Genomic DNA, 22,254 nt, shown 5'->3' with positions numbered 1-22,254 from the left:
GTGGAGGGAGTCTAGCGGTCGGCCGGCGAGTCGTCCGCCGAACGCTGAAACGCCCACAGCGCGCTTCGTGTCCGGAGGTACATCGTCGTTCCGTCGATCGCCGGCGTCGCCGTGGCCAGGTCGTCAAGATCCGAGACGGCTAGCGGCTCGAGAGAGCCGTCGCTCGGGAGCACAACGAGCTTGCCTGACCTCGAGACCAGGTAGAACTTGCCGTCCGCCACGATTGGCGAGGCGTAGTAGCTGTCGACCGCTCCTTCGAGGCGGCCCTCCTCGATGAGTTCTCCCGTCGCGGAGCGGAGCGTCGTCGTGATGCCGCTGTCGTCGACCATGAGGAGAACGCCGTCGTCGACGATCGGCGACGGGAGCTGCGGGATCTTGCGGTGGTAGGTCCATCGTGTGTGGGTGGCCGTCAGGTCTCCTCGCAGGCCCGCTTCCGGCAGCTCGATGGCGAGAATGCCGTTGCGGCTGTCGAGCGCCGACTGGAAGTACGTCCAGTCCCCTTCGTCGAGGTGGCCGTCGCTCGCCAGATCGAAGTAGGACAGGAGGTTGCGGACCAGACCCTCCGGCGCCTCCTCCTCCGAGATCTTCCCGTCCCCGTTGCCGTCATGCTCGGCGACGACGTCGCTGAAGGGATCGAGGCGGACGTGACGCCCCTCCTCGTTGAGCGGCATCGCGTAGCCGTTAATGAAGAGGACGCCATCCTCGACGGCCGGCGTCGACTTCATCTCGAACGAGAGACCGCTCACCCACCAGAGACGCTCGCCGGTTTCGGCCGAGTAGCCGGTGAGGAAGAACGAGCCCGGCAGGACGATCTGGAGCTCGCCGCCTTCGGGATGGTGTAGGACCGGCGTCGAGTGGCCGCTTCTCGCGGCCGGCCGTTCGGTGCGCCAGACAAGTTCTCCCGACCCGGCGTCCACGGCGAGGACGTAGGAGTCCCGCTGCTGGTCAACCGCGAGAACCACGTTGCCCGCGGCGAGGATCGGCGAGGCGCCCATGCCGTAGATGTTGTCGAAGGGGCCGAGGGGGTGGCGCCAGATTTCCTCGCCGTCGACGGTGTAGCAGAGAAGGCCGAAGTCGCCGAAGAAGACCCAGACGCGCTCGCCGTCCGTGACCGCAGACGGCGACGCCGGCCCGTTGCGGTTGTCGAGCGTCTCGGTCCGCGGCCTCGGGGCCTCGCGCCGCCAGAGCTCCGATCCGGTCTCGCGATCGAGGGCGATCGTGTAGAGCGCTTCGCCTTCCGAGGCGGTCAGGAAGATCCGCTCGGCGCTCAGGATCGGCGACGAGTCGCCGGACGGGAGCTCGGTCCGCCAGAGGAGGTTGCGGTCGAGGCCCACTTCGACCGGCAGGGCGCCCGCCTCGATGGCGCCGCCGCCGTTCGGTCCCCGGAACCGCGACCACTCGGCGGTCTCGGCCCAGGCGAGCGACGAGAAGGCAACGGCGCTAAGGACCGAGAGCGCTGGTCGCTTCAAAGGAGATCGCCGCCGCAGGCCGACGCGCAGGTGCCGTGCGCCTCGAACGCCTGCACGACGTTCTTGCCGGTGCGCCAGCGATGGACCTCGTCCGGCCCGTCGACCAGACGCTGCGCGCGGACGGCGCGATACCAGCCGGCCAGCGGCGTGTCCATGCTGTAGCCCAGGGCGCCGTGGAGCTGGAGCGCGGTGTCGACCACCTGGTGCACCATGTTGGCGAGGAAGACCTTGGCGATGCCGTTCTCGTTGCGCAGGTCCATGCCATTCTCCGCCTTGTAGGCGATGTGGAGCAGCATGAGCCGGGCTTTGTAGAGCTCGGCGGCGCAGTCGGCGAGCATCCAGCGAACCCCCTGGCGGTCGGCGAGGCGCTTGCCGAAGGTCACCCGTTTCACGGCGTGCCCGACGGCGAGGTCGAGGGCGCGCTGTGCCCTTGCGACATTGTGCATGCCGTGACGCAATCGCCCGTAGGCGAGGCGGTGCTGGCCCATTGCGAAGCCCTGGCCGCGGCCACCGAGGAGGTTCTCCTTCGGGACGATGAGGTTCTCGATGCGAATCTCCGAGTGCGAGCCTCCGAGTTTCAGGCCGAGGTCGGTGTGCGGCTGCATCGTCTCGATGTCGCGGACGATCCTGTAGCCGGGGTTCGGCAGCTCGACGAGAAACGTCGAGAACTGCCGGTGCCGGGCGACGTCGGGATCGGTCTTCGCCATGACGAGGGCGACGTCGGCGACGCTCGCGGAGGAGCTGAACCACTTCTCGCCGTTTAGCACGTAGTTGTCTCCGTCGAGTACGGCGGAGGTCTGCATGCCCGTGGCGTCCGCGCCGGCGGCTCGCTCGGTCATCGAGTAGCAGATGCGCTTCTCGCCCGCCAGCAGAGGCTTCAGGAAGCGCTCCTTCTGGTCGTCGGTGCCGTTCTCGAGCAGCGTCAGCATGGTCGCGTCGTCGGGGCCTTGCGTGTTGAGCGAGAGCGCGCCGAGGAAGCTCTCGCCGAGCTCCATCTGGACCAGCGCATTGGCCAGCGGCTTCAGGCCCATGCCGCCGTGCTCCTCCGGGATGAAGGGGCACCACAGCCCCTGCGACCTCGCCTTTTTGCGGAGCTCCGCGAGCACCTCGTCGAAGTTCTCCGGCGTGCATCCCTCTTCGGCCGGGATGCACTCGTTCTGGACGAAGTCGCGCACCTTGGCGCGGACCGCCTTGGTCTCTTGTGGAATCTCGAAATCGATCATCGTCTCTCCTTCAGTAGTTCTGTTGAGGTCGGTCTCAGAAGATCGCCAGTGCGTTGATCGGCGAGCCGGTTCCGGTTTCGACGGCCAGCGGCCCCGCCACGAGCAGGAACTCCCAGCGACCCAGCTCGGCCGCCGTTTCGGCGACGGCCTCGAGGTCCTGGTTGTCGAAGATGTCGAGGCCCATGGCGACGATCGTCAGGGTGTGGACCGGAAGGTCCACGCCCTCCACCAGCGACGGAACCACGTCGAGCGCAGCATCCGAGCCGATGAACGAGATGTCGCGGGAGCGCACCCAGGGCATCGTCGAGGCATGGAGGCCGGCCGCGTTCTGCGACACATTCCAGGGCCCGAGTTCGGCGCGCCGCGCCCAGCGCCCGGTGCGGATGAAGACGGCGTCGCCGGAACGGACGCGGAGTCCGGCCATCTCCTCGAAGGCTTCGAGATCCTCGGTGTAGATCGGCGTCCCCGGCTCGAGGTACGGCACGCCCTTCAGGCGGGGGATATCGAAGACGATGCCCCTCGTGACGATGCCGCCCCGGAGGTTGAAGATCGAAGACCGCGTGCAGCCTTCCCCGGTCACCGTGTCCTGCGAGTAGCCGTTGTACATCTTCCCCTTGTAGAGGATGTGGCACAGCGCGTCGATGTGGCTGTGCGAGTAACCGTGGTAGCTGATCTCGTAGCGGTCGCTGACGCCGCCGCGAAAGGCGGGCTCCTCGTCGGGATCGGGCAGTCGCAGGATCGCGCGCTCGAACGGAAACGGCACGTCGACGGCCTGCTCGATGATCAGGGGATGGGCGAGCGAGACGGAGATGCCCTCCGTCGCCAGCGCCAGGGCCTCGAGGCGCTTCTCCCGGGTGATCAGGTTGGCCGTCCCGAGCTGGTCGTCGTCACCCCAGCGACCCCAGTTGGATAGCTCCTCCATCAGGCGCTCGATGTCCGCTTGGGCGAGATCGCGCGATTCGGGCGAGTAGCTCGGGGCGGGTTCCGGCGAGGATGCCGGCTCAGTCGCCTCCTCCGGGGTCGCCGCGCAGGCGCCAGTCAGCAGGATGCACGCAATACCGAGCGTCAGATGTGTGGCTTTCATAGTGCTCCTAGTAGTGCACGCCTTCTTGGGGGCGCGGCGGCGGGGTCGTGCGTGGTCCTTCGACGCGACGGTGCATCTCTTCGTAGGCTGCACCGATTCATCGAGCGGCCTGTGGACATCATTTGCTACCTTGCCACACGTTGCCGGGGAGGAAGTTCATGAAACGGTGCGTGAGACTGGACGTGAGGCTCGTGGCTCTGTCGCTGGTTTCGCTCGCGGCTCTACCAGCGAACGGCCACGCGCAGGAGCCGAAGACGGTCCGCATCGACACCCTGGGCGTGATGGACACGCTCTACCACCTGTCGGGCGGCGGGGCCAACTCGCTGGCGCTGATAGACGAGATCAACGGCGGCGTCGTGTTGATCGACACGAAGCGCCCGGGATGGGGCCAGGCGGTGCGGGACGCCCTCGACGGGGTGACCGATCTTCCGGTCACGACGATCATCAACACCAGCGCGCATCCGGATCATGCCGGCAGCAACGGCGAATTCGGCAGCGCCGCCCTGATCGTGGCGCACGAGAACACGAAGGCGAACATGGCCCGGATGGACCTCTACTCGGGTGCGAACGCCGCCTCGCTAACCACGACGACGTTCGTCGACCGCTTCTCGCTGCTCGAGGACATCGACCGCGTCGAGCTGTACTACTTCGGACCCGCCCACACCGATGGCGACATCATCGTTGTCTTCCCCGCCAAGGGGGTGGCGTACATGGGAGGCCTGTTTCCTTCGAAGGCGACGCCGGTCATCGACAGGCAGAACGGCGGCAGCGGCGTGGCCTTCCCCGACACGCTGGCGAAGGCGGTTGCCGGGATCCCGGGTGTGAGTCGTGTGATCACGGGCCACGGTGAGGCTCCTGTGACCTACGCCGGAAGGGGTCGCCGGGAAACCGGGGCGGACCGCCCCTGGACGGGGTTCATGACGTGGGAAGATCTGAAGGAGTACGCCGACTTCAACCGCGACTTTCTGGCGGCCACGGAAGAGGCCTTCCGGGCCGGCCTGAGCGTCGACGAGGCGGCGGCGACCCTCGATCTGCCTGAGCGCTACGGGGACTACGGCATGGAACACGCGAGAGCGAACATCGAGGCGATCTATGACGAGCTGGCGAACAGGTAGCGGGCCGCGCATGACCGGACGACTCATGGCGCTTCTGGCGTGTGTCGCATTCCTCCTGGCGGGTGCGACCCAGGCGCGTGCCGATGACTGGCCGGAGTTTCGAGGCGAGGGCCGCCTCGGCGTCTGGCACGAGACCGGGATCCTGGAGGAGTTCCCCGCCGAGGGCCTGAAGGCGCTCTGGCGGACTCCGATCAAGGCGGGGTTCGCGGGCCCCGCCGTGGCCGACGGCCGCGTCTTCATCACCGACTTCGAAGCCACGCACGGAATGCGCGGAACCGAGCGAGCGCTCGCGCTCGATGAGGCGACCGGTCGTGTCCTCTGGACTCAGGAATGGGAGGCGGACTACGCCGGGATTCAGTGGGAAACAGGTCCCGGCGCGACCCCGACGGTCGATGGGGACCGCGTCTACACCCTGGGGCGCACGGGCGTCCTGTCGGCGTTCGACGTGGAGACCGGCGCCCTCCTCTGGCGAAAGGACTACGCCGTGGACTACGGCGTCGACCGCTTGCAGTGGGGGTTCGACTGGGGCTTCGCCAGCGCACCGCTGGTCGACGGCCCGCGGCTCATCGGCTTTGTCGGCGGGCCGGAGAACGCACGGGTCGTCGCCTTCGACAAGATGACCGGCGAGGAGATCTGGCGGGCGCTCGACAGCGAAGCGGACCTCGGCGTCGCGCAGCCGATCATCATCGAGGCCGGCGGCGCGCGGCAGCTCATCGTCTGGAATCCGGAAGAGGTCGTCTCACTCGATCCGAGCAACGGCGAGTTCTACTGGCGGCAGCCCTACACGGTTGGCGGCGCGATGACCGTCGCGACGCCGGTGCAGGTCGGATCGCAACTGTTCTTCACGACGTTCTACGACGGACCCCTGATGCTGACGCTCAACCAGGACAGGCCCGGCGCCACCGTAGCCTGGAAGGGCTCGAGCAACAGCGAGATCCAGACCGACGGACTGCACGCCGTGCTGGCGACGCCGATCATCGACGGCGGGACCATCTACGGCATCTGCAGCTACGGCCAGCTACGCGGCCTGAACGCCGAGACGGGCGAGCGCCTCTGGGAAACGCAGGAAGCGACCGGAGAACGACGGCGCTGGGTCTCTGGGTTCCTCGTCCAGAACGGCGACCGAGTCTTCATCAACAACGATCGCGGCGACCTGATCATCGCCAGACTGAGTCCCTCCGGCTACGAGGAAGTCAGCCGGACGCACCTCATCACCCCCACGTCGAGACCTGGCAACCGGCGGGAGCTGCGCTACGTGAGCTGGGTTCACCCGGCTTACGCCAACAAGCACGTCTACATCAGAAACGACGAGGAGATGATCTCCGTGTCGTTGAACGCGACGGACTACCAGTGACGCCCGGAGCCACCATGCGACCTCCTCGACTCCTTCTCCCGGCGATCCTGGGGATTCTCCCAACGGTCGCGCCGCTCTCGCCTGCCGCAGGCGAGGAGCGCTCGGCGTTCTTCGGTGACATCCACGTGCACACCGCCTACTCGTTCGACGCCTTCTCGTTCGCCACGCGGACGACCGCCGACGACGCGTACAGTTTCGCCGCCGGAGAGGCGATTCTGCATCCCTCGGGAAACGAGATCCAGCTCGACCGGCCCCTCGACTTCTACGCCGTGACGGACCACGCGGCGTACCTGGGGGTCCTGCGCGCCCTCGCCGACCCCGGCCACCCGCTGGCGGACGACCCGGACGTCGAGCGCTACGTCGACCCGACCACTGTGAAGGCGCGGGGAGGCTACCTGCCGGGCGCCTCGGACTTCGTGGCCGGGCACGCGGATCCCGAAGTGGTGCGGACGGCCTGGGAGGAGATCGTCGCCGCCGCGGAACGCCACTACCGGCCGGGCACCCTGACGACCTTCATCGCCTACGAGTACACCCCCTCGCGGGACGGCGGCAACCTGCACCGGAACGTGATCTTCAGGGGCGGCACAGCACCCCGGGAACCCTTCAGCCGACTCGATTCGCCGAATCCCGAGGACCTCTGGAGCTGGATGGATCGGCTGCGTGACCAGGGCATCGAGGCGCTGGCGATCCCGCACAACTCGAACGGCTCGGACGGCTGGATGTTCCAGACCGAGACGTTCGCCGGCGGCCCGCTCGACGCCGACTACGCGACGAAGCGGATGCGCAACGAGCCACTCGTCGAGATCACGCAGGTCAAGGGCACCTCGGAGACTCATCCCGTTCTGTCGCCCAACGACGAGTGGGCCGACTTCGAGATCTTCCCGTTTCGCGTCGGCCAGTGGGCCAGGAGCCGACCCAGGGGCAGCTACGTCCGCCAGGCGCTGCTGGACGGCATCGCGTTTCAGAGCCGGGAGGGCTTCAACCCGTATCGACTGGGGTTCGTCGGTGCCAGCGACACCCACAACTCGGGGTTTGTGTTCGACGAGGAGAAGCACACCGGCAAGGTCGGCGTGCATGACTTCGACCCGGTCAGCAGGGGCTCGGTCCCGGTCGACATCGTCGACGGCGTACCGACGTATCGCGAGGTCTTCCGCCGCTTCTACAGCAACTCGGGCCTCACCGGCGTCTGGGCCGAGGAGAACAGCCGGGAGGCCATCTACGGGGCCCTGCGTCGCAAGGAAACCTTCGCCACCTCGGGCACTCGCATCCGGTTGCGGACGTTCGCCGGCTACGGCCTGCCCGACGACCTTCACCTCCGTGACGACATGGCGGCGGTGGGCTACGAGCGTGGCGTCGCCATGGGAGGCGAACTCGATGCCGATCAAGACGGCAACCCGACGTTCGCGGTCCGCGCACTGCGCGATCCGTCCGGCGCCCCGCTCCAGCGTCTCCAGATCGTCAAGGGCTGGGTCAAGGACGGCGATCAGCACGAGCAGGTCTTCGACGTCGCCTGCTCCGACGGGCTGCAACCGGATCCCGGGACCCACCGCTGTCCGGACAACGGCGCCGCCGTCGACCTGTCCAACTGCGCCATCAGCCAGGACGCCGGCGACGCCGAACTGGGAGCGACCTGGAGCGATCCCGGCTTCGACCCCGGGCAGCACGCGTTCTACTACGTTCGCGTCCTGGAGAACCCGACATGCCGCTGGTCGACGTGGGATGCCGTGAAAGCCGGAGTTGCGCCGCGCGTATCGCTGCCGGCGACGATCCAGGAGCGCGCCTGGTCGTCGCCGATCTGGATCGCTCCCGGCAGCTAGACGCTGCCAGCTACGCCATCGAGCTACTGCTCGGTGCAGGAGCAAACGTCAACGCGAAGAACGCGGATGGCGAGACACCTCTCGACTGGGCTCGAGACGGCTCGCCGGAGGTAAGGCAAGCATTAGCCGCCGGGCGGACTCCTTGCGGTTCCCATGCTGGGCGGAATAGGCCGTCAACAGCCCCCGTTTCCTCAAAAGTGCAGCGCCTATTCACATGACACGTCATACATACACCGACACAGTAGACCACCTCGTTGCACGGCTGCAGGAGGACGCAGCCGCCAGAGATCTGGCTGCAGGGACGCCCCTCGAGGCCCGCCGCATGTTGCGCGAGAGCGGCCTGCTCAACCTCACCATTCCTCGACGGTTCGGCGGGGATGGGGAGAGCTGGCTCGCGGCCCTCGACGTAACCAGGTCAATCGCGGCCGCAGACAGTTCTATTGCCCACCTGCTCTCCTACCACTTCCTGGGTGTACTGATCCCAGCACTTCTGGGGTCGGAAGCCCAGCGCGACTACTACTATCGAGAAACGGTTGTCAACGGTTGGTTCTGGGCCAACGCGATGAACCCCCGGGACCGGCGCACTGAACTGACACGGTTAGAGGATGGTGCTTACCGGCTGGACGGCGTCAAGAGCTTCTGCAGCGGATCGGTCGACTCGGACATGCTTCCCGTTACGGCCCGCTTTGACGGTTCGGAAGAACTCCTGGCCGTCATGGTCCCGACCAGGCGAAAGGGAGTCCACGTCAAAGGCGACTGGGATTGCATGGGGCAGAGGCAAACCGACAGCGGCGCCGTGACCTTCGACGGGGTTGCCGTCACCGATCAGGAGATTCTCCGGCTTCCAAAGGACCCGCACCACCGGGTGCGGACCACACTGCGGGTCTGCATCAATCAACTCGTCTTCACCAACATCTATATCGGCATCGCCAGAGGCGCCCTCTCACAGGCCGTCGCCTACGTGCGTCGAAAGTCGCAAGGCTGGGGTCCGCCCCCTGCAGCGCCGGTTTCGGAGGACCCGTACGTGCTGGGCCACTTCGGCGAGATGGCAGTCCAGCTACAAGCTGCCGAAGCTCTCGTTGACCGCGCAAACGGTGTGCTGCAGGACGGTTGGGACGTCGGCACGGAGCTTTCTGAAGATCACCGAGGAAGGATCGCGGTCGCTATTGCAGCGTCCAAGGTGGCGGCAACGAAGGCCTGCCTGGACATCTCCTCGCGCATGTTCGACGTCATGGGCGCCAGGGCGACTCTCGGCCCCTTGCGCAACGATCGGTTCTGGCGCAATGCGCGCACCTTTACCTTGCACGACCCCATTGACTACAAGGTCCGTGACGTGGGCAATTGGGCGTTGAATGAGGTTCTTCCGGCTCCGGGGTTCTACGGCTGATCAGTACGGCCCATCCCGGTTGACAGAAGACCTCTTCGACCCGCTTGCCTCGGTTCGAGGGAAGGACACTCTTGCTAGGCCCTCTAGAGATCACCGTCACGGCCTTGCTGCTCATGGCCGCCGGGTTCCTGATCGGCGTGGTGGGCTTCGGCTTCGGCCTCGTGACTTCGCCGGTGCTGCTGCTGTTCCTGGATCCTCAGACCGTGGTCGTGACGATCAACGCAGTGGCGATCGTCGCCTTCGGACTTCTGTTCATAGAGACACGTCACCACGTCCGCTATCGCGAGCTCACGCCGACCGCGGCGGCAGGCGCGTTGGGTGTGCCCTTCGGCGTGCATGCCCTGGACGCGCTCAACCCGTCAGTGCTTCGATCCGGCATATGTGCCCTCGTGCTGGTCCTCACCGTGGTTGTCATAGTCAAGACGGAGTGGCTCATTCCGAAACCACGGATCTCAGGTCCGATCCTGGGCTTTGGAGTGGCCGCCATGGTTACGGGGCTCAGCATTGGCGGTCCGCTGTTCGTCCTGTTCCTCATCGGTCTGGGCATGGAGCGCCGGGGGGTCCAGGCGGGCATGGCCTTCTTCTTCACCGTCATGTACTGCACTGCCGCCATCGGATACTTCGTCCAGGGGCTCTTTACGGTCGAGCGCCTCATCCTGATCGCCGCTGTGACTCCGGGCGTGGTCTTCGGATACTGGCTCTCCGTCCGCTTCGCCGGACGGATGAACGAGAGGACTTTTCGACACCTGGTTGTCGTGGTGATCGTCGTCACCAGCGTGATGGTGCTGGCCAGAGAGGTGAGCGCCTTCCTGGTTGATTGAGGGACGAGTCGCGGCCCGACTGGGGCTCAGGTGATGCCGTCGGGCAAGGAAGCGGGAAGCTAGTAGGGCGGTGCCGGATCGAGCCCGACGTCGTTCGCCGCGCCGGCCCGGTGGGAGCGGCCCGGCAGGAGCTCGGTGAGGCGACGCTCTTCCTCGGGCTGATCGGAGACCTGCAGCACCTCCTTGCGCGAAGGGTTCCGCGGCAGCATGGCCCGGAGCCGCTGCTTCGTCTCAGCGTGCTCGGGGAGGCTCGCCAGATTGCGCCACTCGTTCGGATCGCTGTCGTGGTCGTAGAGCTCTTCCCCGTCGGGATAGGTGGTGTAGCGCCAGCGCTCGGTGCGGATCGAGCTTCTGTCCGGCGCGTCGGAGGTGATCGCGGGGTGATCCCACTCTGCCTCGGGGTTTTCGAGCAGTGGCCGCAGGCTCTCGCCGTCGAGGTCCTCGCGCCCGGGGAGCCCGGCGAGGTCCGCCAGGGTGGGGTAGATGTCGAGCAGCTCGGCGGTCCGGTCGCAGAATGCTCCCTCCGCCTCGATCCCGGGGCCGGCGAAGATGATCGGCACGCGGCAGGAGCGCTCCCAGAGCGTGTACTTGCGCCACTGGTTCTTCTCGCCGAGTTGCCAGCCGTGGTCGGTCCACAGGACGATGACCGTGTTCTCCGCGTGCGGCCCTTCGTCGAGTGCTTTCAGCACCCGCCCCACGTTCGCATCGGTGAAGTTGATGCACGCCAGATAGGCCGCGACGGCGCGCCGCCACTGCCCCGTCGCCGTCACCAGCTCGTGGTCTTCCAGACCGCGCTCCGTGGGTGCGGACTCCGGCACGTCGTCGAGGTCGTTCGCGAGGTAGGGCGGCAACTCGATCTCGGCCTCGGGGAACTTGTCGAAGTACTTCTTCGGCGCGTAGAAGGGCGCGTGCGGGCGATAGAAGCCGCAGGCCAGGAAGAACGGCCCCGAGTGGTCTCTCGACAGGTACTCAGCCGCCCAGTTCGCGAGCTGTGTGTCGGTCGTGTCTTCGTCGTCGATGTCGAGGGCGCCCCAGTCGAAGCCGCCGCGGTCGAGCTGGTTCAAGGGGTAGTCGGGGGGCCACAGGAAGCCGCGGAAGCTGTGGTAGTAGTGCCACGAAGCGGCCTCGTTCTGGCTTTGGTGAAACGTCTTGCCGCCGCCGAGGGCTTCATAGCCGTGCTGCATGAAGTGCTGCGGCAGAGTGACGGCCAGCGGCATGGCGTCGCGCCAGACGTCGCCGTTGGCGTAGCAGCCGGACGTCGTCGGGCGCCGGCCGGTCATCAGACTCGCCCGGGAGGGGTTGCAGGCGGGCGTCTGGCAGTAGGCCCGTCGGAAGGTCACCCCGCGCCCGGCGAGCGCGTCGATGTTCGGCGTGAGCGTCTGCGGGTGACCGTCGAGGACGCCGATCCAGTCGTTCAGATCGTCGATCGAGATCATCAGGACGTTCGGGCCAGCCGCGCGCGGCTCTCGACTGCCTGCGCAGCCCGCGGCCAGCGCGCCGAGCCCCAGGCCCCCGAGCAGTTCGCGTCGCGAGAGCACTCCGCTCAAGGGGAGCCGTTTCCGCCAACCGAGATCAGTCCCGAGTCCCTGGTTGGATCGTACTCGGGATTCGGCGTTGGCAACTCGAGATCCACGCTGGCGAGATAGTCGTCGAGCATGCGTGAGAGCCGGCGAGCGACCTCGGGACGAAACCGGCTGAGGTCGGTGGTCTCCGCGAGATCCAGATCGAGGTCGTAGAGGACCTCGCGCCCGGACTCCAGCTCGCGGATGAGCTTGTGATGGTCGAGACGGATCGCTGTCTGAGGCGTGACGTGCTTCATGTTGCGATAGGCGCCGTAGTACCAGATGAGAGGCTCCGTACCTCGATCGACCTCGCCAGCTCCTTCGTTTGCCAGCACGCCGGCCAGACTGCCGCCGTCGAGATGGTCGGGAAGCCGATCTCCCGCACCCAGCCAGTCGGCGATCGTCGGCAGGAAGTCGTAGCCGATGGCCGGCACGTGACTCTGGGTGCCCGCGGCGATACCGGGACCCCGCACGATGAGCGGTACTCGAATGCCGCCTTCCCACACATGCGTCTTGCCCATCGACAGTGGCACGTTGCTGGTCACTGGGCGGTCGGATTCGCCGCCGTTGTCGGAGGTGAAGATGACGTAGGTGTCGCCGGCGATGCCGAGAGCGTCGATCCTGTCGAGGATCTTGCCGACGCTCTGGTCCAGCTCGTCGGTCATTGCGCCGTACGTACTGTTCGAGTGAATGACGCTCGAATAGCCGTGATAGCGCGAAACGGTCTCCGGCTTCGCCAGGACCGGCGTATGGACCGCGTAGTAGGAGATCTGCAGTAGAAAGGGGTGCTCAGACGCCCCGTGCTTCTCCAGAAAGGCGAGAGATCGCTCGGTGATCTCACCGGTGCGCTTGGGATCGGGCATGCCCTGCCTTCCGGGCGCGTTCGTCGTGAGGCCGTCGTGCTCGTCGTAGCCGTGACGAGCCGGCGAGCCGCCGCCCATGTGCCACTTGCCGATGTGGCCCGCGACGTAACGAGGATCCTGCTGCTTGAGAAACTCTGCGATCGTCAGCTCCTCATCGGCCAGATCGGAGATCGGGAGCGGCACGTGCATCGGCTTGTTGCGGTAGAAGTCGTCGTAGAAGAACTGGTACACCGCACGGCCGTTCTCGTCGGGCACGACGTCGATGATGTCGGTGGCTCCGAGCCGTGCAGCGGTCTTCCCCGTTTGAATCGACATGCGGGTCGGTGAGCAGTTCGGCGCTGGCGAGTAGGCGTTGGAGAAACGCATGCCTTGCGACGCCAGGCGCTCGAGGTGGGGTGTGCGGTAGAGGTCGCTCTTCGAGCCGGGGACGCGCTCGTCCATTTGCACCGAGGTCCCCGTCCAGCCGAGGTCGTCGGCGAGCAGGATGACGATGTTGGGGGATTCCGAGACTGCCGGGGAGGACACGACAGTGGCGAGCAGAAGGGCTACGAACTTCTCTCTCATTGGCTCCTCCTGAGAACCGGACCGACCAGGGGCGAGGATCGCCTCGTTTAGACCGTAGCAGTTGTAGAGTCGCCCGGATGGCCGGCAGGGACGACAAAGCGCGCGAGCGGGTGCTGGCAAGCATCGCGGAGCTCGATCTCAACGAGAACCTGCTCGAGCTCGAGACCAAGGGGTACACGGTGCTCCCGGGCGTCCTGTCCGAAGACCGGGTCGAGCGCGCCAAGGCGGCCATCCTGCGGCGCGTTGAAAGGACCACGGGCAAGAAGGTCGATCCCGACACGGCCACGTCAGACGACTTCAGTGGTATGGCGTATCAGCACTACCTGATCTTCGAGGATCCGGTCTTCCCCGAGATCCTGCTGGAGCCGAAGCCGCTCGCGATGATCACCTGGCTGCTTGGTGAGAGTTGCGTGTTGTCTTCCATGGGCAGTCACTTTCGTGGGCCCGGTGGCATGCCCCTGTCGGTGCACGCCGACGGGGTTCGAGTCGGCATGACCGAGACGTCCCTGGTCGCCAACTGCAACTACGCGCTGACGCCCTACAGCCGGGAAGCGGGCGCGCTGGTGCTCTTCCCGGGCAGCCATCGAAAGCAGCGCCAGCCCACGTCCCACGAGAACTGGATGGCGGGCCACGAGACCGTTCCGGCGATCATGGCGAAGAAGCTCGATCGGGAAGAACTGGACGCCCTCGAGTGGACGGTGCCGCGAGGCGCCGTGACCATGGACCTCAATCCAGGAGATGCCGCGATTTGGCATGGCAACTCGTGGCACGGCGGTTGGCGACGGGAGTTGCCTGGCGCGCGGATCAATCTCGCAGCCTATTTCTGCCGGCCGCATCTCTCGACACAGGAGCGACGCGGCGATACCCGGTATCCCGAGGTGTTCGAGCGCTATGCCGACGAGCCCCGGTTCGCCCGCCTGATGGGAGAGAAGATCTTCAACGGCTGGCGTGAAGAAGGGCCCGACTTCACGGGCGCGAAGACTTCGCCCACCGGCCTGTTCGACTGAACTCCTACCTGCCTTCGGCCGCCCAGCGCTTCATCAGGGCGATGTTGTGGCTGAGGATGGCAGCCGATTCGGGGTTCGCGCTCACGCGCGCGGAGTACGCGGCCATTTCGCTGTCGTACATGGCTGCTGATTCCGCGCCATGGTCGTTCGTGCGCTCGATCCAGTCGTCCAGGCGCTTCCTGAGTTTCTTCAGTTGCGCCTGGTGCTTCGGATCGCCGGCCAGGTTCCGGACTTCGAACGGGTCGTCCGACAGGTCATAGAGCTCCTCCGCGGGACGAGTGGGAGCGAAGAGAAGCTGCTGCGTCTCGTTCAACGTTCCGGCAGCATGAGCCTCCCGCAGCGCGATGACAATGCTCTTTCCGTCCTTGTAGAGGTTGGGTTGCAGATGGGGGCGGTTGGGCAGGAAGTTGCGGATGTACTTGAAGCGCGTCGTCCGTAGCGCCCTGATGTAGTCGACCGTCTCGTCGCAGCGGTCGCGAGCGGCGAAGACCGCCGTCCGCTTCTGGTAGTCCCGGGCGAGGATGTCGCGCGCGTGCATGTGGTCGGGAATCTCGATGCCGGCGAGTGCGAGCGAAAGGGCCGCGATGTCGATGTGCTCCACGAGGTCGTCGCGGACCTGCCCGGGCTCGATCGTCGGTCCGGCGATGACCAGGGGCACGTGCATGCCTTCGTCGTAGAGGAACTGCTTCCCCCTGGCATGGCTGATTCCGTGGTCGGTCATGAAGAGAACGACCGTGTCTTCGAGGTCGCCCTCGTCCTCGAGCCGTTCGATGACGTCGCCGACGAACTTGTCCGTGAGCCGCACCGAGTCGAGGTAGGCCGCCCAATCCGCCAGCAGGACCGGATCGTTCGGGTAGTAGGGAGGGAGCTTCACGCTGGATGGTTCTGTCCTGCTCCCCAACAGCCTCTCGACGCGATCGCTGATCTGGCGGAACGACTCGAGCGATCGGCCGCGGTGCTTTCCGCCGGGGAGGTGGACCTGGGCGAAGAAGGGTTGCCCGGGTCGACGCTGACTCCAGTCGGGGCCGTCGTAGATGGCCGGGTCCCACTCGAAGTTGTAGTGCGTCTTCCCGATGGTGGCTCGATCCGTGTTGGGCCAGCCGGTGATCGCGGTGTAGTAGCCGGCCTCCTGGAACAGCTCGGGGATCGGCCGGATGCCGGGAGGCAGGTGGATCTTCAGCTCTCCCTGGCTGCTGTTGTGGTGATGGGCGCCGATGGAGGTCTGGTACATCCCGGTAATGAACGCCGAGCGGTTGGGCGAGCAGACCGGCGCCGTGACGTACGCATTGGTGAAGCGCACTCCGCGGCTCGCCAGGCGATCGAGATGCGGCGTCTCGATCACGGTTTCTCCGTAGGAAGAGAGATTGGCCGACATGTCGTCGACGATGATCCAGAGGATGTTCGGCTGCTCAGCTGCCTGGACAGGAAGCGGCGTCAGCGCTACCAGCGCGACAGCGAGAGCGGCGGTCCCGAGGCGGTGCGTAGTCATGGCCGATTCCTCCACCTGCGTTAGGATTCCGACCATCATGATCACACGACGACAGGCAGTCAAGAGCGTCGCCGCAGCGTCGGTGGGGTCCGCCGTGGGGGCCGCCTTCAGCTTCGCGAAGACGAACCGCGCGAATCTGCTGTTCCTGTGTTCCGATCAGCATCAGACCGCCGCGTCCGGCTGCTACGGCAGCAGCGAGGCCGTAACACCCCACATCGACGAGATCGCCGCCGACGGCGTCCGCTTCGACCGCGCCTACTGCAACGCGCCCGTCTGCGTCCCCTCCCGCGGGTCGATCATCACCGGCCTCCACCCCTGCAGGCACGGGGCGAGGATCCTGCGCGACCCGCTGCCCAACGAGGCGCGGACGGTCGCCCACTACTTCAAGGATCACGGCTACGTCACCGGCGCGATCGGCAAGATGCACTTCGTCGACGAGACGCGGCGGCACGGCTTCGACCACAGGCTCTATCGAGCCGATCACGACAAGCGGCTCACCCAGGCGGAGCAGCAGGCGTTCCGGGACGATCAGTACGCGGCCTACCCCGCGGACGGCGGGTACGCGACCGGGCTCAGCGGCTCCGCCTCGACTCTGCCGGAGAGGTACTTCCAGGACACCTTCTACGCCGAGGAGTCGGTCGCCTTTCTGCGCGAGAACAAGGACCGCCCCTTCTGCCTGTGGTCGTCGTTCTACATGCCGCATACGCCGCTGGTGCCGGCGAAGCAGTACTGGGACATGTACGACGGAGTGACTCTCAGTCTGCCCGAGCGTTCGGATCGGGAGCTGCAGGACGGCTTCGAGGGGCACCTGATTCGCTCCAGGCAGCGCGGCTGGTACGACCAGAAGGACGACGATCTGCGTGACGCGATCCGCGGCTACTACGGCAACATCTCCCAGACGGACGCCAACGTCGGGCGGGTGTTCGACACGTTGCGCGAACTGGGGCTCGACAAGAACACGGTGGTCGTCTACACCTCGGACCACGGTGAGATGGCCGGCGCGCACCGCACGTGGACCAAGCACAATATGTACGAGCAGAGCGTCAGCGTGCCGCTTATCGTGCGCATGCCGGACCGGATGGAAGCCGGAACCGCCCGCACGCAACTCATCGAACACACCGATCTGCTCCCGACCCTGACCGAGCTGTGCGGGCTGGGGAGTCCCTCCTCCGGGATCGACGGCCGGAGCTTCGCGCCCCTGGTCCAGGGCGGGGCGTACACGCCGCGCGAGCACGCCTACTCGGAGTACTACTTCTGCCATCGCAGCTTCACGGTGGACGACCGCTACGTCGGCAAGCCGCCCATCCTGATGGTGCGCACCGGCAAGTGGAAGCTCAACTACCTGAGCTGGGCGCGGTCGGAGTTGTACGACCTCGAGGCCGATCCGGGAGAATTCAACAACGTGATCGACGACACCGGCAACTCCGGCATCGTCAGGGAGCTGACCGCCGTCGCCGAGCGTCTCTACGCTGGTTGAACGAGCTCCGAATCGTGCGGGCGCCATGACCTGCTGCGCTCCCTCGCGTGATGCCGATCGGCCGGCCGGCGGCGCGGACCCGGCCGCCGCGGCGCCGACCTCTGCTCCGGGACCGAACGGCCGCGACATGGTCCGTCTCGACGGCGGCCGGTTCCTCATGGGCACCGACTCGGACGATGCCATACCGGGCGACGGCGAGACCCCGGTGCGCGAGATCTTCGTCGACCCGTTTCGCATCGACGCCTGCGCCGTCTCCAACGCCGACTTCGCCGCCTTCGTCGACGCGACCGGCTACCAGACCGACAGCGAGCGGCTGGGCTGGTCCTTCGTCTTCGAGGGTCGCCTGTCGCGCAGGCTCCGGCGCACGGCGATCGAGGACCGTCTGCCGGGCGCGGGTTGGTGGTGCAAGATCAGCGGCGCCGACTGGCGTCATCCCGAGGGACCGGGATCGTCGATCGCCCGGCGCCAGGACCATCCCGTCGTCCAGGTGTCGCATCACGACGCCGTTGCCTACTGCGCGTGGGCGGGATGCCGGCTCCCGACCGAGGCGGAGTGGGAGTTCGCGGCTCGCGGAGGAGTGGAACAGACGGCGCAACCCTGGGGCGACGAGCTCGAGCCCGATGGCGAGCATCGCTGCAACGTCTGGCAGGGCAGCTTTCCCAATCGCGATCTCGGGCTCGACGGCTATCGCGGCACCTGCCCGGTCGACGCGTTCGAGCCCAACGGCTTCGGCCTCTACAACGTCTGCGGCAACGTCTGGGACTGGTGCGCCGACTGGTGGAGCGCGCATCCCGCCGCGCCAAGTACTCGCAATCCGCGGGGTCCCGTCAGCGGCACGGCACGCGTCACCCGCGGCGGGTCGTATCTCTGCCACGTCTCCTACTGCAGTCGCTACCGCCTGTCGGCCCGTACGCACAACACGCCCGACAGCGCGGCCGGACACATGGGCTTTCGCTGCGCCGCCGACGTTGGCTAGCGCCCGCCTCGAGCCCGGCCCCGCGGGAACGAGGCCGGGTCACGACCCGGGCTAGTTAGAAGCGGAACCCGGCCTTGAGGCGGAACTCGCGCGGCAGCTGCCAGGCCGCGAGCGAGTTGATCGGCGCGAGGGTGTTCGTGTCGACTTGGAGCACATTCTGCTCGTCGGTGATGTTGGCGGCCTCGAAACCGAGAGTCCCCTCCATCCGGCCCCTGATCGGGAAGGACCACATGGCCGACAGGTCGAGCGTGTAGATGTCGTCCAACTGCTGGCCGTCCCGAGGCGCCGTGAAGGCCACGGTGTCGATCTCGAGGCCGGTCACCGGATGCGCCACGGTGGTGGCATTCGTCGGGCCGAAGTACCGGCCGGTGCTCGCCGCGAAGAAGCCGCCCAGTGTCACGGCGTGCTCGCCCAGATCCAGACGCTTCATGGCGACGATGTTCAGCCGATCGATATCGTGACCCAGCCTCCCGTCCTGGAATCTGGTGGTGACGTTGGTCGCGCCGGTGCCCACCTCGATGCCGCCGAGGCCCTCGAAGAGGTTGGAGTTGGTGTTTGAGTTTGCCGTGTTTCCTGTGGCGTCGCCGATGGTCAGGTTGGAGCGGAACGCCCAACCGTCGCGGAATCTGCGATTGAGCTCGACGCTGAGGGCCTCGTACTCGCGGAAAGCGCCGGGCCAGTTGCGCACCACGCGAACGATCCCCAGACCGTCAGCGGTGAACTGGTCGTTGCCGAAGAAGAGGTCCTTGGTCTCGTGCACCACCACGTTCGACTTGAACACCCAGTCGCGAGAGATCTGCCACTCCACTCCCAACGCAACCTGATCCTTGTACGGATGATCTACGGGCTGCAGCGTCTGGGTCTCGCCCGCCGGCCTCCTGCTCACGCGGAAGCGGTCGTAGCGCAGGGTGGCGGGGTTCCAGTTGAACTCGTCGTAGCTCTGCTGCCCGGTGGGTAGCACGCTGAACTCGCGAAAGGCGAAATCCAGGCCGATGTTCTGGTAGTAGCGTCCGATGCTCCCGCGCACCAGCAGCCTGCCGTCGGCATTGACGTCGTAGACGGCCGTCAGGCGCGGCGCCAGGTTGTTGTCATCGTGGACCCGCGTGCCGACGTCGTTGTCGATCGTCTCGGCGTCGTAGCGCACGCCCATGTGGAGGCTCCAGCGATCACCGATGTCGAGCCGGTCCTGCACATAGGCCGAGCTCTCGACACCCTCGCTGTGGGACGGCAGGGACTCCTGGAAGACCCGCATCCGCTGCGGTGTCACGTAGCCTCCGGGGCACTCAAGACAGAAGTTCCGGCCGCGATACTCCTTGCCCACGTTGCCATAGTTGGTGAAGGCAATGTCCTGGATGTCGATGCCGAACTTGATCTCGTTGCGCCCCTTGAAGATGGTCGCCGAGCCATGGGCCGTGTCGCGGGGAAAGTCGTTGAAGCCGATCCCGTTCCCGCTCACCACGCCGTTGAAGCGAACGTTCCTCTGCGCCGTATCGCGGTAGCGGAAATTGTTGTCGCCCGGATTGTCGGAGCACTCGGGGCAAAGGTCGTCCGGGTCCTTGGGGTGTTTGAGAGTGCGAGGAAAGAGATCCTTGCGCTCGGACACCTTGACCTCGATGAAGGTCGAGTTCGTGGCGGCGAAGCTCCAGCTCGCAGTCAGTACGTTGGCGTAGAGCGGACGGTTCGTGATGGCGGCAAGGTTGCCGGTGACAGCGGGGTTGGCGATGCCGTCGCCGCGCGAATCGACCCACGTGCCTGCCAACTGGTGCCGATCGTTGGGCTGGTAGTTGAGCTTGAGGATGCGCGGCTGCGAGCTTCGACTGGTGTCGGTAATCTCGCCGCTCCCCAATCGGTCGACCCTGTTGTCGGTCAACTCGGCGTGAGCGGCGAAGAACCACGCCCTCTCCCGGTAAATGGGCCCGCCCAGCGACGCCTCGTAGCTGTTGATCTGCTCGTCAGGCCGCTCCAGCCCGAACTGGTCCTCGGCTCTCCACTTCGGATTCTGGCCGACGTAGAGGGCATCGCCGTGAAACACGTTGGTGCCGGTCTTGACGGTCGAGTTGATGATGCCGCCGGTCGCCCGGCCGTATTCGGCGCCGAAGCCCATCGATTCAACACTGGTCTCCGACAGCGCCGACGCCGGCATGATCAGGCGCGCCTCCCCCAGCCGCCTGGTGTTCGAGGTATCCACGCCATCGACCAGGACCTGCGTCTCGTTCTGAATGCCGCCGTTGATCGCGGGCAGGTAGTCGAACTCACCGATGTTGACCACCCCCGGCAGCGCGCGGATGGTGGCAGTGTAGTTGCGGGTGGCGAAGGCGGCGTTCTCGACCACTTCCGACTTCATCGCGCTGATGGAGCCGGTCTCGTACTTCGACACCAGCGGCGCCTCGCCGAGGACCGTGATCTCTTCCACAGTGCCCCCTTGCAGGGTCAGGTCGACACCCCGGCGTTCACCCGGATTGAGCGTCGTCGCAAGCTCGGCCGATCCCAGCCCCTCTAGCACCGCGGTGACGGTGAACTCACCGGCCTGCAGCAGCGCGAAGCGATAGCGCCCCTCGGCATCGGAGATGGTGCTCGTCGTTCTCTGAGGACCCTCGAGGGTCACCGTGGCTCCGGGCAAGCCCTCCCCCTCGGCGTCGAGAATGCGGCCGTCGATCGTCCCCGTCTGCGGGCCGTCGGCCGATAGCGGCAACGCACACAGGCTCACGGCAAGAATCCAGATGCAGGTTCGAGAGGTGCTGGTGGTCACGGCTGGTCCCTCCTTTGTCTGTCTCCCTCCCTGGTCCTTTCGCGGGCGCTGTCAGAGCCCGCGCAACTAGCAGTGTAGCGCCAATCCCGTTTGATCTTCAAGCCTTGTTGGAGAGTCGGGCCAGACCCCGCGCGGCGAGGGCCTCAGCGAGGTTGCGGACGCTACGGACCGGCTCCCGCCTCCGCCGCGACCTCCCTCTCCTGGAAGCGGGCGCCGCGGAGAGTGTTGCCCATCGAGTAGTTGGCTTCGTGGCAGGCGAACTCGTACAGCTTGTCGTTCGTGGCGGGCCAGGTGTACTCGCCGCTGTAGGGCGTCTCCCAGTCACCGCTCTTGACGGTGAATTCGTAGAGAAGGGTGTTCTCGTCGGTGAGAGAGAAGCGCTCGACGACGTGCTGATCGTGCGGGGGCGAGGGCTCGCCGAAGAGGGTGACCGTCCCCCAGCTCTCCTCCAGGAAGTTGGTCGTGTCGACGACCAGCGTGTCTCCCTCCCACCAGCCGACCGAATCGCCACTGCGTGAGCGAATCTCCGGCGGCAGATGCCTGGCTTCGGCCCGCGAAGGGCTGATTCGAATGACGCGCGCTTCGTGCATCCACTCGATGAGGATCATCACGTGACTCTCGGTCTGCACGATCGTCTTGAGGTTGTTGTAGTTCTTCGGCAGCACCGGGATCGTTGCCTCGAGCGTGAAGATGCAGCGATCGGCGATCGACAGCGATTCAGGCCCGTCGTAGGGGCCGGCCTGGAGATCGCGCCACCAGGCGGGGCTCGCATTCCTGTCCGCCAGATTCCGCCGTACGTAGAGGCCCTTGCGACGCTCGCGCCCCCTCTCGGTGAGGGGCGGAAGGCGGCCGTCGGGCGGATCGGTAAGGAGCGATGTGCGGTACTTGCCGTCGACCGCAACCGCCTCCGTGCCGCGATCATGAAAGAACTCGTTGTAACCGCCCAACCGGCCGGTGAAAGGCGGGGGTGGGCGATTCGGATCGCTGGGGCGAGAGCCCTGAGCTGTTCTCTCGGCCGCGCTCCGTCTGATCTCTTCGGCCTCGGCGGGGGTGAGGAAGAGGCGGTTTCCGAACTCGGGACTCCTCTGCAGCGGCGTCAGGGTACCGATGTCGTAGTTCCCCGAAAGATCAGGCTTGCCGCTGGCGGTTCGAGGGATCTCGCTCGCGGAGGCGACCCCAACCGCGGCCACGACGACCACGAGGAGCGAGGCGATCCGGGTCTCGGCTTGGTGGCTCATCTGAGATCCTCCAGATGGGCGGAGTCGGCTGGCTTTGAGCTAGTACCCTATCGGAGCAC

At 66.2% G+C, this 22,254-nt stretch carries 16 protein-coding genes; 8 read left to right on the top strand and 8 right to left on the bottom strand.

Features of this window, described 5'->3' with window-relative positions; all coding sequences use genetic code 11:
* Nucleotides 1-11: 11 nt before the first annotated feature.
* Genes OXI49_18590 through OXI49_18580 form a run of 3 tightly spaced genes read right to left on the bottom strand, consistent with a single transcriptional unit; the run spans nucleotide 12 to nucleotide 3,776 of the window.
* Nucleotides 12-1,469 carry a PQQ-binding-like beta-propeller repeat protein gene (locus OXI49_18590; GenBank protein MDE2692507.1) on the bottom strand — a complete coding sequence of 486 codons (1,458 nt, stop codon included), beginning with the start codon at nucleotides 1,467-1,469 and terminating at the stop codon, nucleotides 12-14.
* Entirely contained in the window at nucleotides 1,466-2,692 is a 1,227-nt protein-coding gene (locus OXI49_18585; GenBank protein MDE2692506.1) for an acyl-CoA dehydrogenase family protein, read from the bottom strand. Before OXI49_18585 ends, OXI49_18590 begins: the two co-directional genes overlap by 4 nt.
* A 34-nt stretch (nucleotides 2,693-2,726) precedes the next feature.
* Nucleotides 2,727-3,776: a cyclase family protein gene (locus OXI49_18580; protein MDE2692505.1), complete on the bottom strand. Its 1,050-nt coding sequence runs from the start codon at nucleotides 3,774-3,776 to the stop codon at nucleotides 2,727-2,729.
* Nucleotides 3,777-3,934: 158 nt separating this feature from the next.
* Here OXI49_18580 and OXI49_18575 point away from each other — a divergent pair, with 158 nt between their 5' ends.
* From OXI49_18575 to OXI49_18555, 5 genes are all read left to right on the top strand, one after another.
* Nucleotides 3,935-4,891, top strand: a complete 957-nt coding sequence (locus tag OXI49_18575) for an MBL fold metallo-hydrolase (protein MDE2692504.1) — start codon at nucleotides 3,935-3,937, stop codon at nucleotides 4,889-4,891.
* Between the two features lie 10 nt (nucleotides 4,892-4,901).
* The gene (locus OXI49_18570) at nucleotides 4,902-6,245 is read left to right on the top strand and encodes a PQQ-binding-like beta-propeller repeat protein (GenBank protein MDE2692503.1); all 1,344 of its coding nucleotides are present in this window, start codon (nucleotides 4,902-4,904) and stop codon (nucleotides 6,243-6,245) included.
* A gap of 14 nt (nucleotides 6,246-6,259) precedes the next feature.
* A complete protein-coding gene (locus OXI49_18565; protein ID MDE2692502.1) occupies nucleotides 6,260-8,062 on the top strand; it encodes a DUF3604 domain-containing protein in 1,803 nt (600 codons plus the stop codon).
* Between the two features lie 214 nt (nucleotides 8,063-8,276).
* Nucleotides 8,277-9,449, top strand: a complete 1,173-nt coding sequence (locus OXI49_18560) for an acyl-CoA dehydrogenase family protein (protein MDE2692501.1) — start codon at nucleotides 8,277-8,279, stop codon at nucleotides 9,447-9,449.
* Nucleotides 9,450-9,520: 71 nt separating this feature from the next.
* Nucleotides 9,521-10,270 (top strand): sulfite exporter TauE/SafE family protein, encoded by a 750-nt coding sequence (locus OXI49_18555; GenBank protein ID MDE2692500.1) that lies wholly within the window; start codon nucleotides 9,521-9,523, stop codon nucleotides 10,268-10,270.
* A 59-nt stretch (nucleotides 10,271-10,329) separates the two neighbouring features.
* On the opposite strand, the gene OXI49_18550 is transcribed toward OXI49_18555, so the two are convergent.
* Complete coding sequence (locus OXI49_18550) at nucleotides 10,330-11,808, bottom strand: sulfatase (GenBank protein MDE2692499.1); 1,479 nt, start codon at nucleotides 11,806-11,808, stop codon at nucleotides 10,330-10,332.
* A gap of 5 nt (nucleotides 11,809-11,813) precedes the next feature.
* Nucleotides 11,814-13,259 (bottom strand): sulfatase, encoded by a 1,446-nt coding sequence (locus OXI49_18545; GenBank protein MDE2692498.1) that lies wholly within the window; start codon nucleotides 13,257-13,259, stop codon nucleotides 11,814-11,816.
* 77 nt (nucleotides 13,260-13,336) lie between these two features.
* Here OXI49_18545 and OXI49_18540 point away from each other — a divergent pair, with 77 nt between their 5' ends.
* On the top strand, nucleotides 13,337-14,266 hold the full coding sequence (locus tag OXI49_18540) for a phytanoyl-CoA dioxygenase family protein (GenBank protein MDE2692497.1): 930 nt from the start codon (nucleotides 13,337-13,339) through the stop codon (nucleotides 14,264-14,266).
* A gap of 4 nt (nucleotides 14,267-14,270) precedes the next feature.
* On the opposite strand, the gene OXI49_18535 is transcribed toward OXI49_18540, so the two are convergent.
* On the bottom strand, nucleotides 14,271-15,755 hold the full coding sequence (locus OXI49_18535) for a sulfatase (GenBank protein ID MDE2692496.1): 1,485 nt from the start codon (nucleotides 15,753-15,755) through the stop codon (nucleotides 14,271-14,273).
* Nucleotides 15,756-15,792: 37 nt separating this feature from the next.
* Here OXI49_18535 and OXI49_18530 point away from each other — a divergent pair, with 37 nt between their 5' ends.
* Nucleotides 15,793-17,232: a sulfatase-like hydrolase/transferase gene (locus OXI49_18530; GenBank protein MDE2692495.1), complete on the top strand. Its 1,440-nt coding sequence runs from the start codon at nucleotides 15,793-15,795 to the stop codon at nucleotides 17,230-17,232.
* Between the two features lie 127 nt (nucleotides 17,233-17,359).
* Complete coding sequence (locus OXI49_18525) at nucleotides 17,360-18,208, top strand: formylglycine-generating enzyme family protein (protein ID MDE2692494.1); 849 nt, start codon at nucleotides 17,360-17,362, stop codon at nucleotides 18,206-18,208.
* A 55-nt stretch (nucleotides 18,209-18,263) separates the two neighbouring features.
* On the opposite strand, the gene OXI49_18520 is transcribed toward OXI49_18525, so the two are convergent.
* Both OXI49_18520 and OXI49_18515 read right to left on the bottom strand, forming a co-directional pair.
* The gene (locus tag OXI49_18520) at nucleotides 18,264-20,957 is read right to left on the bottom strand and encodes a TonB-dependent receptor (protein ID MDE2692493.1); all 2,694 of its coding nucleotides are present in this window, start codon (nucleotides 20,955-20,957) and stop codon (nucleotides 18,264-18,266) included.
* Between the two features lie 161 nt (nucleotides 20,958-21,118).
* On the bottom strand, nucleotides 21,119-22,195 hold the full coding sequence (locus tag OXI49_18515; protein MDE2692492.1) for a hypothetical protein: 1,077 nt from the start codon (nucleotides 22,193-22,195) through the stop codon (nucleotides 21,119-21,121).
* Between the last annotated feature and the right edge of the window lie 59 nt (nucleotides 22,196-22,254).

This window comes from Acidobacteriota bacterium (genome assembly GCA_028875725.1).
Lineage (GTDB): Bacteria > Acidobacteriota > Thermoanaerobaculia > Multivoradales > Multivoraceae > Multivorans.
The sequence above is the reverse complement of the archived record's forward strand: the minus strand, read 5'-3'. Positions and strand labels throughout refer to the sequence as shown.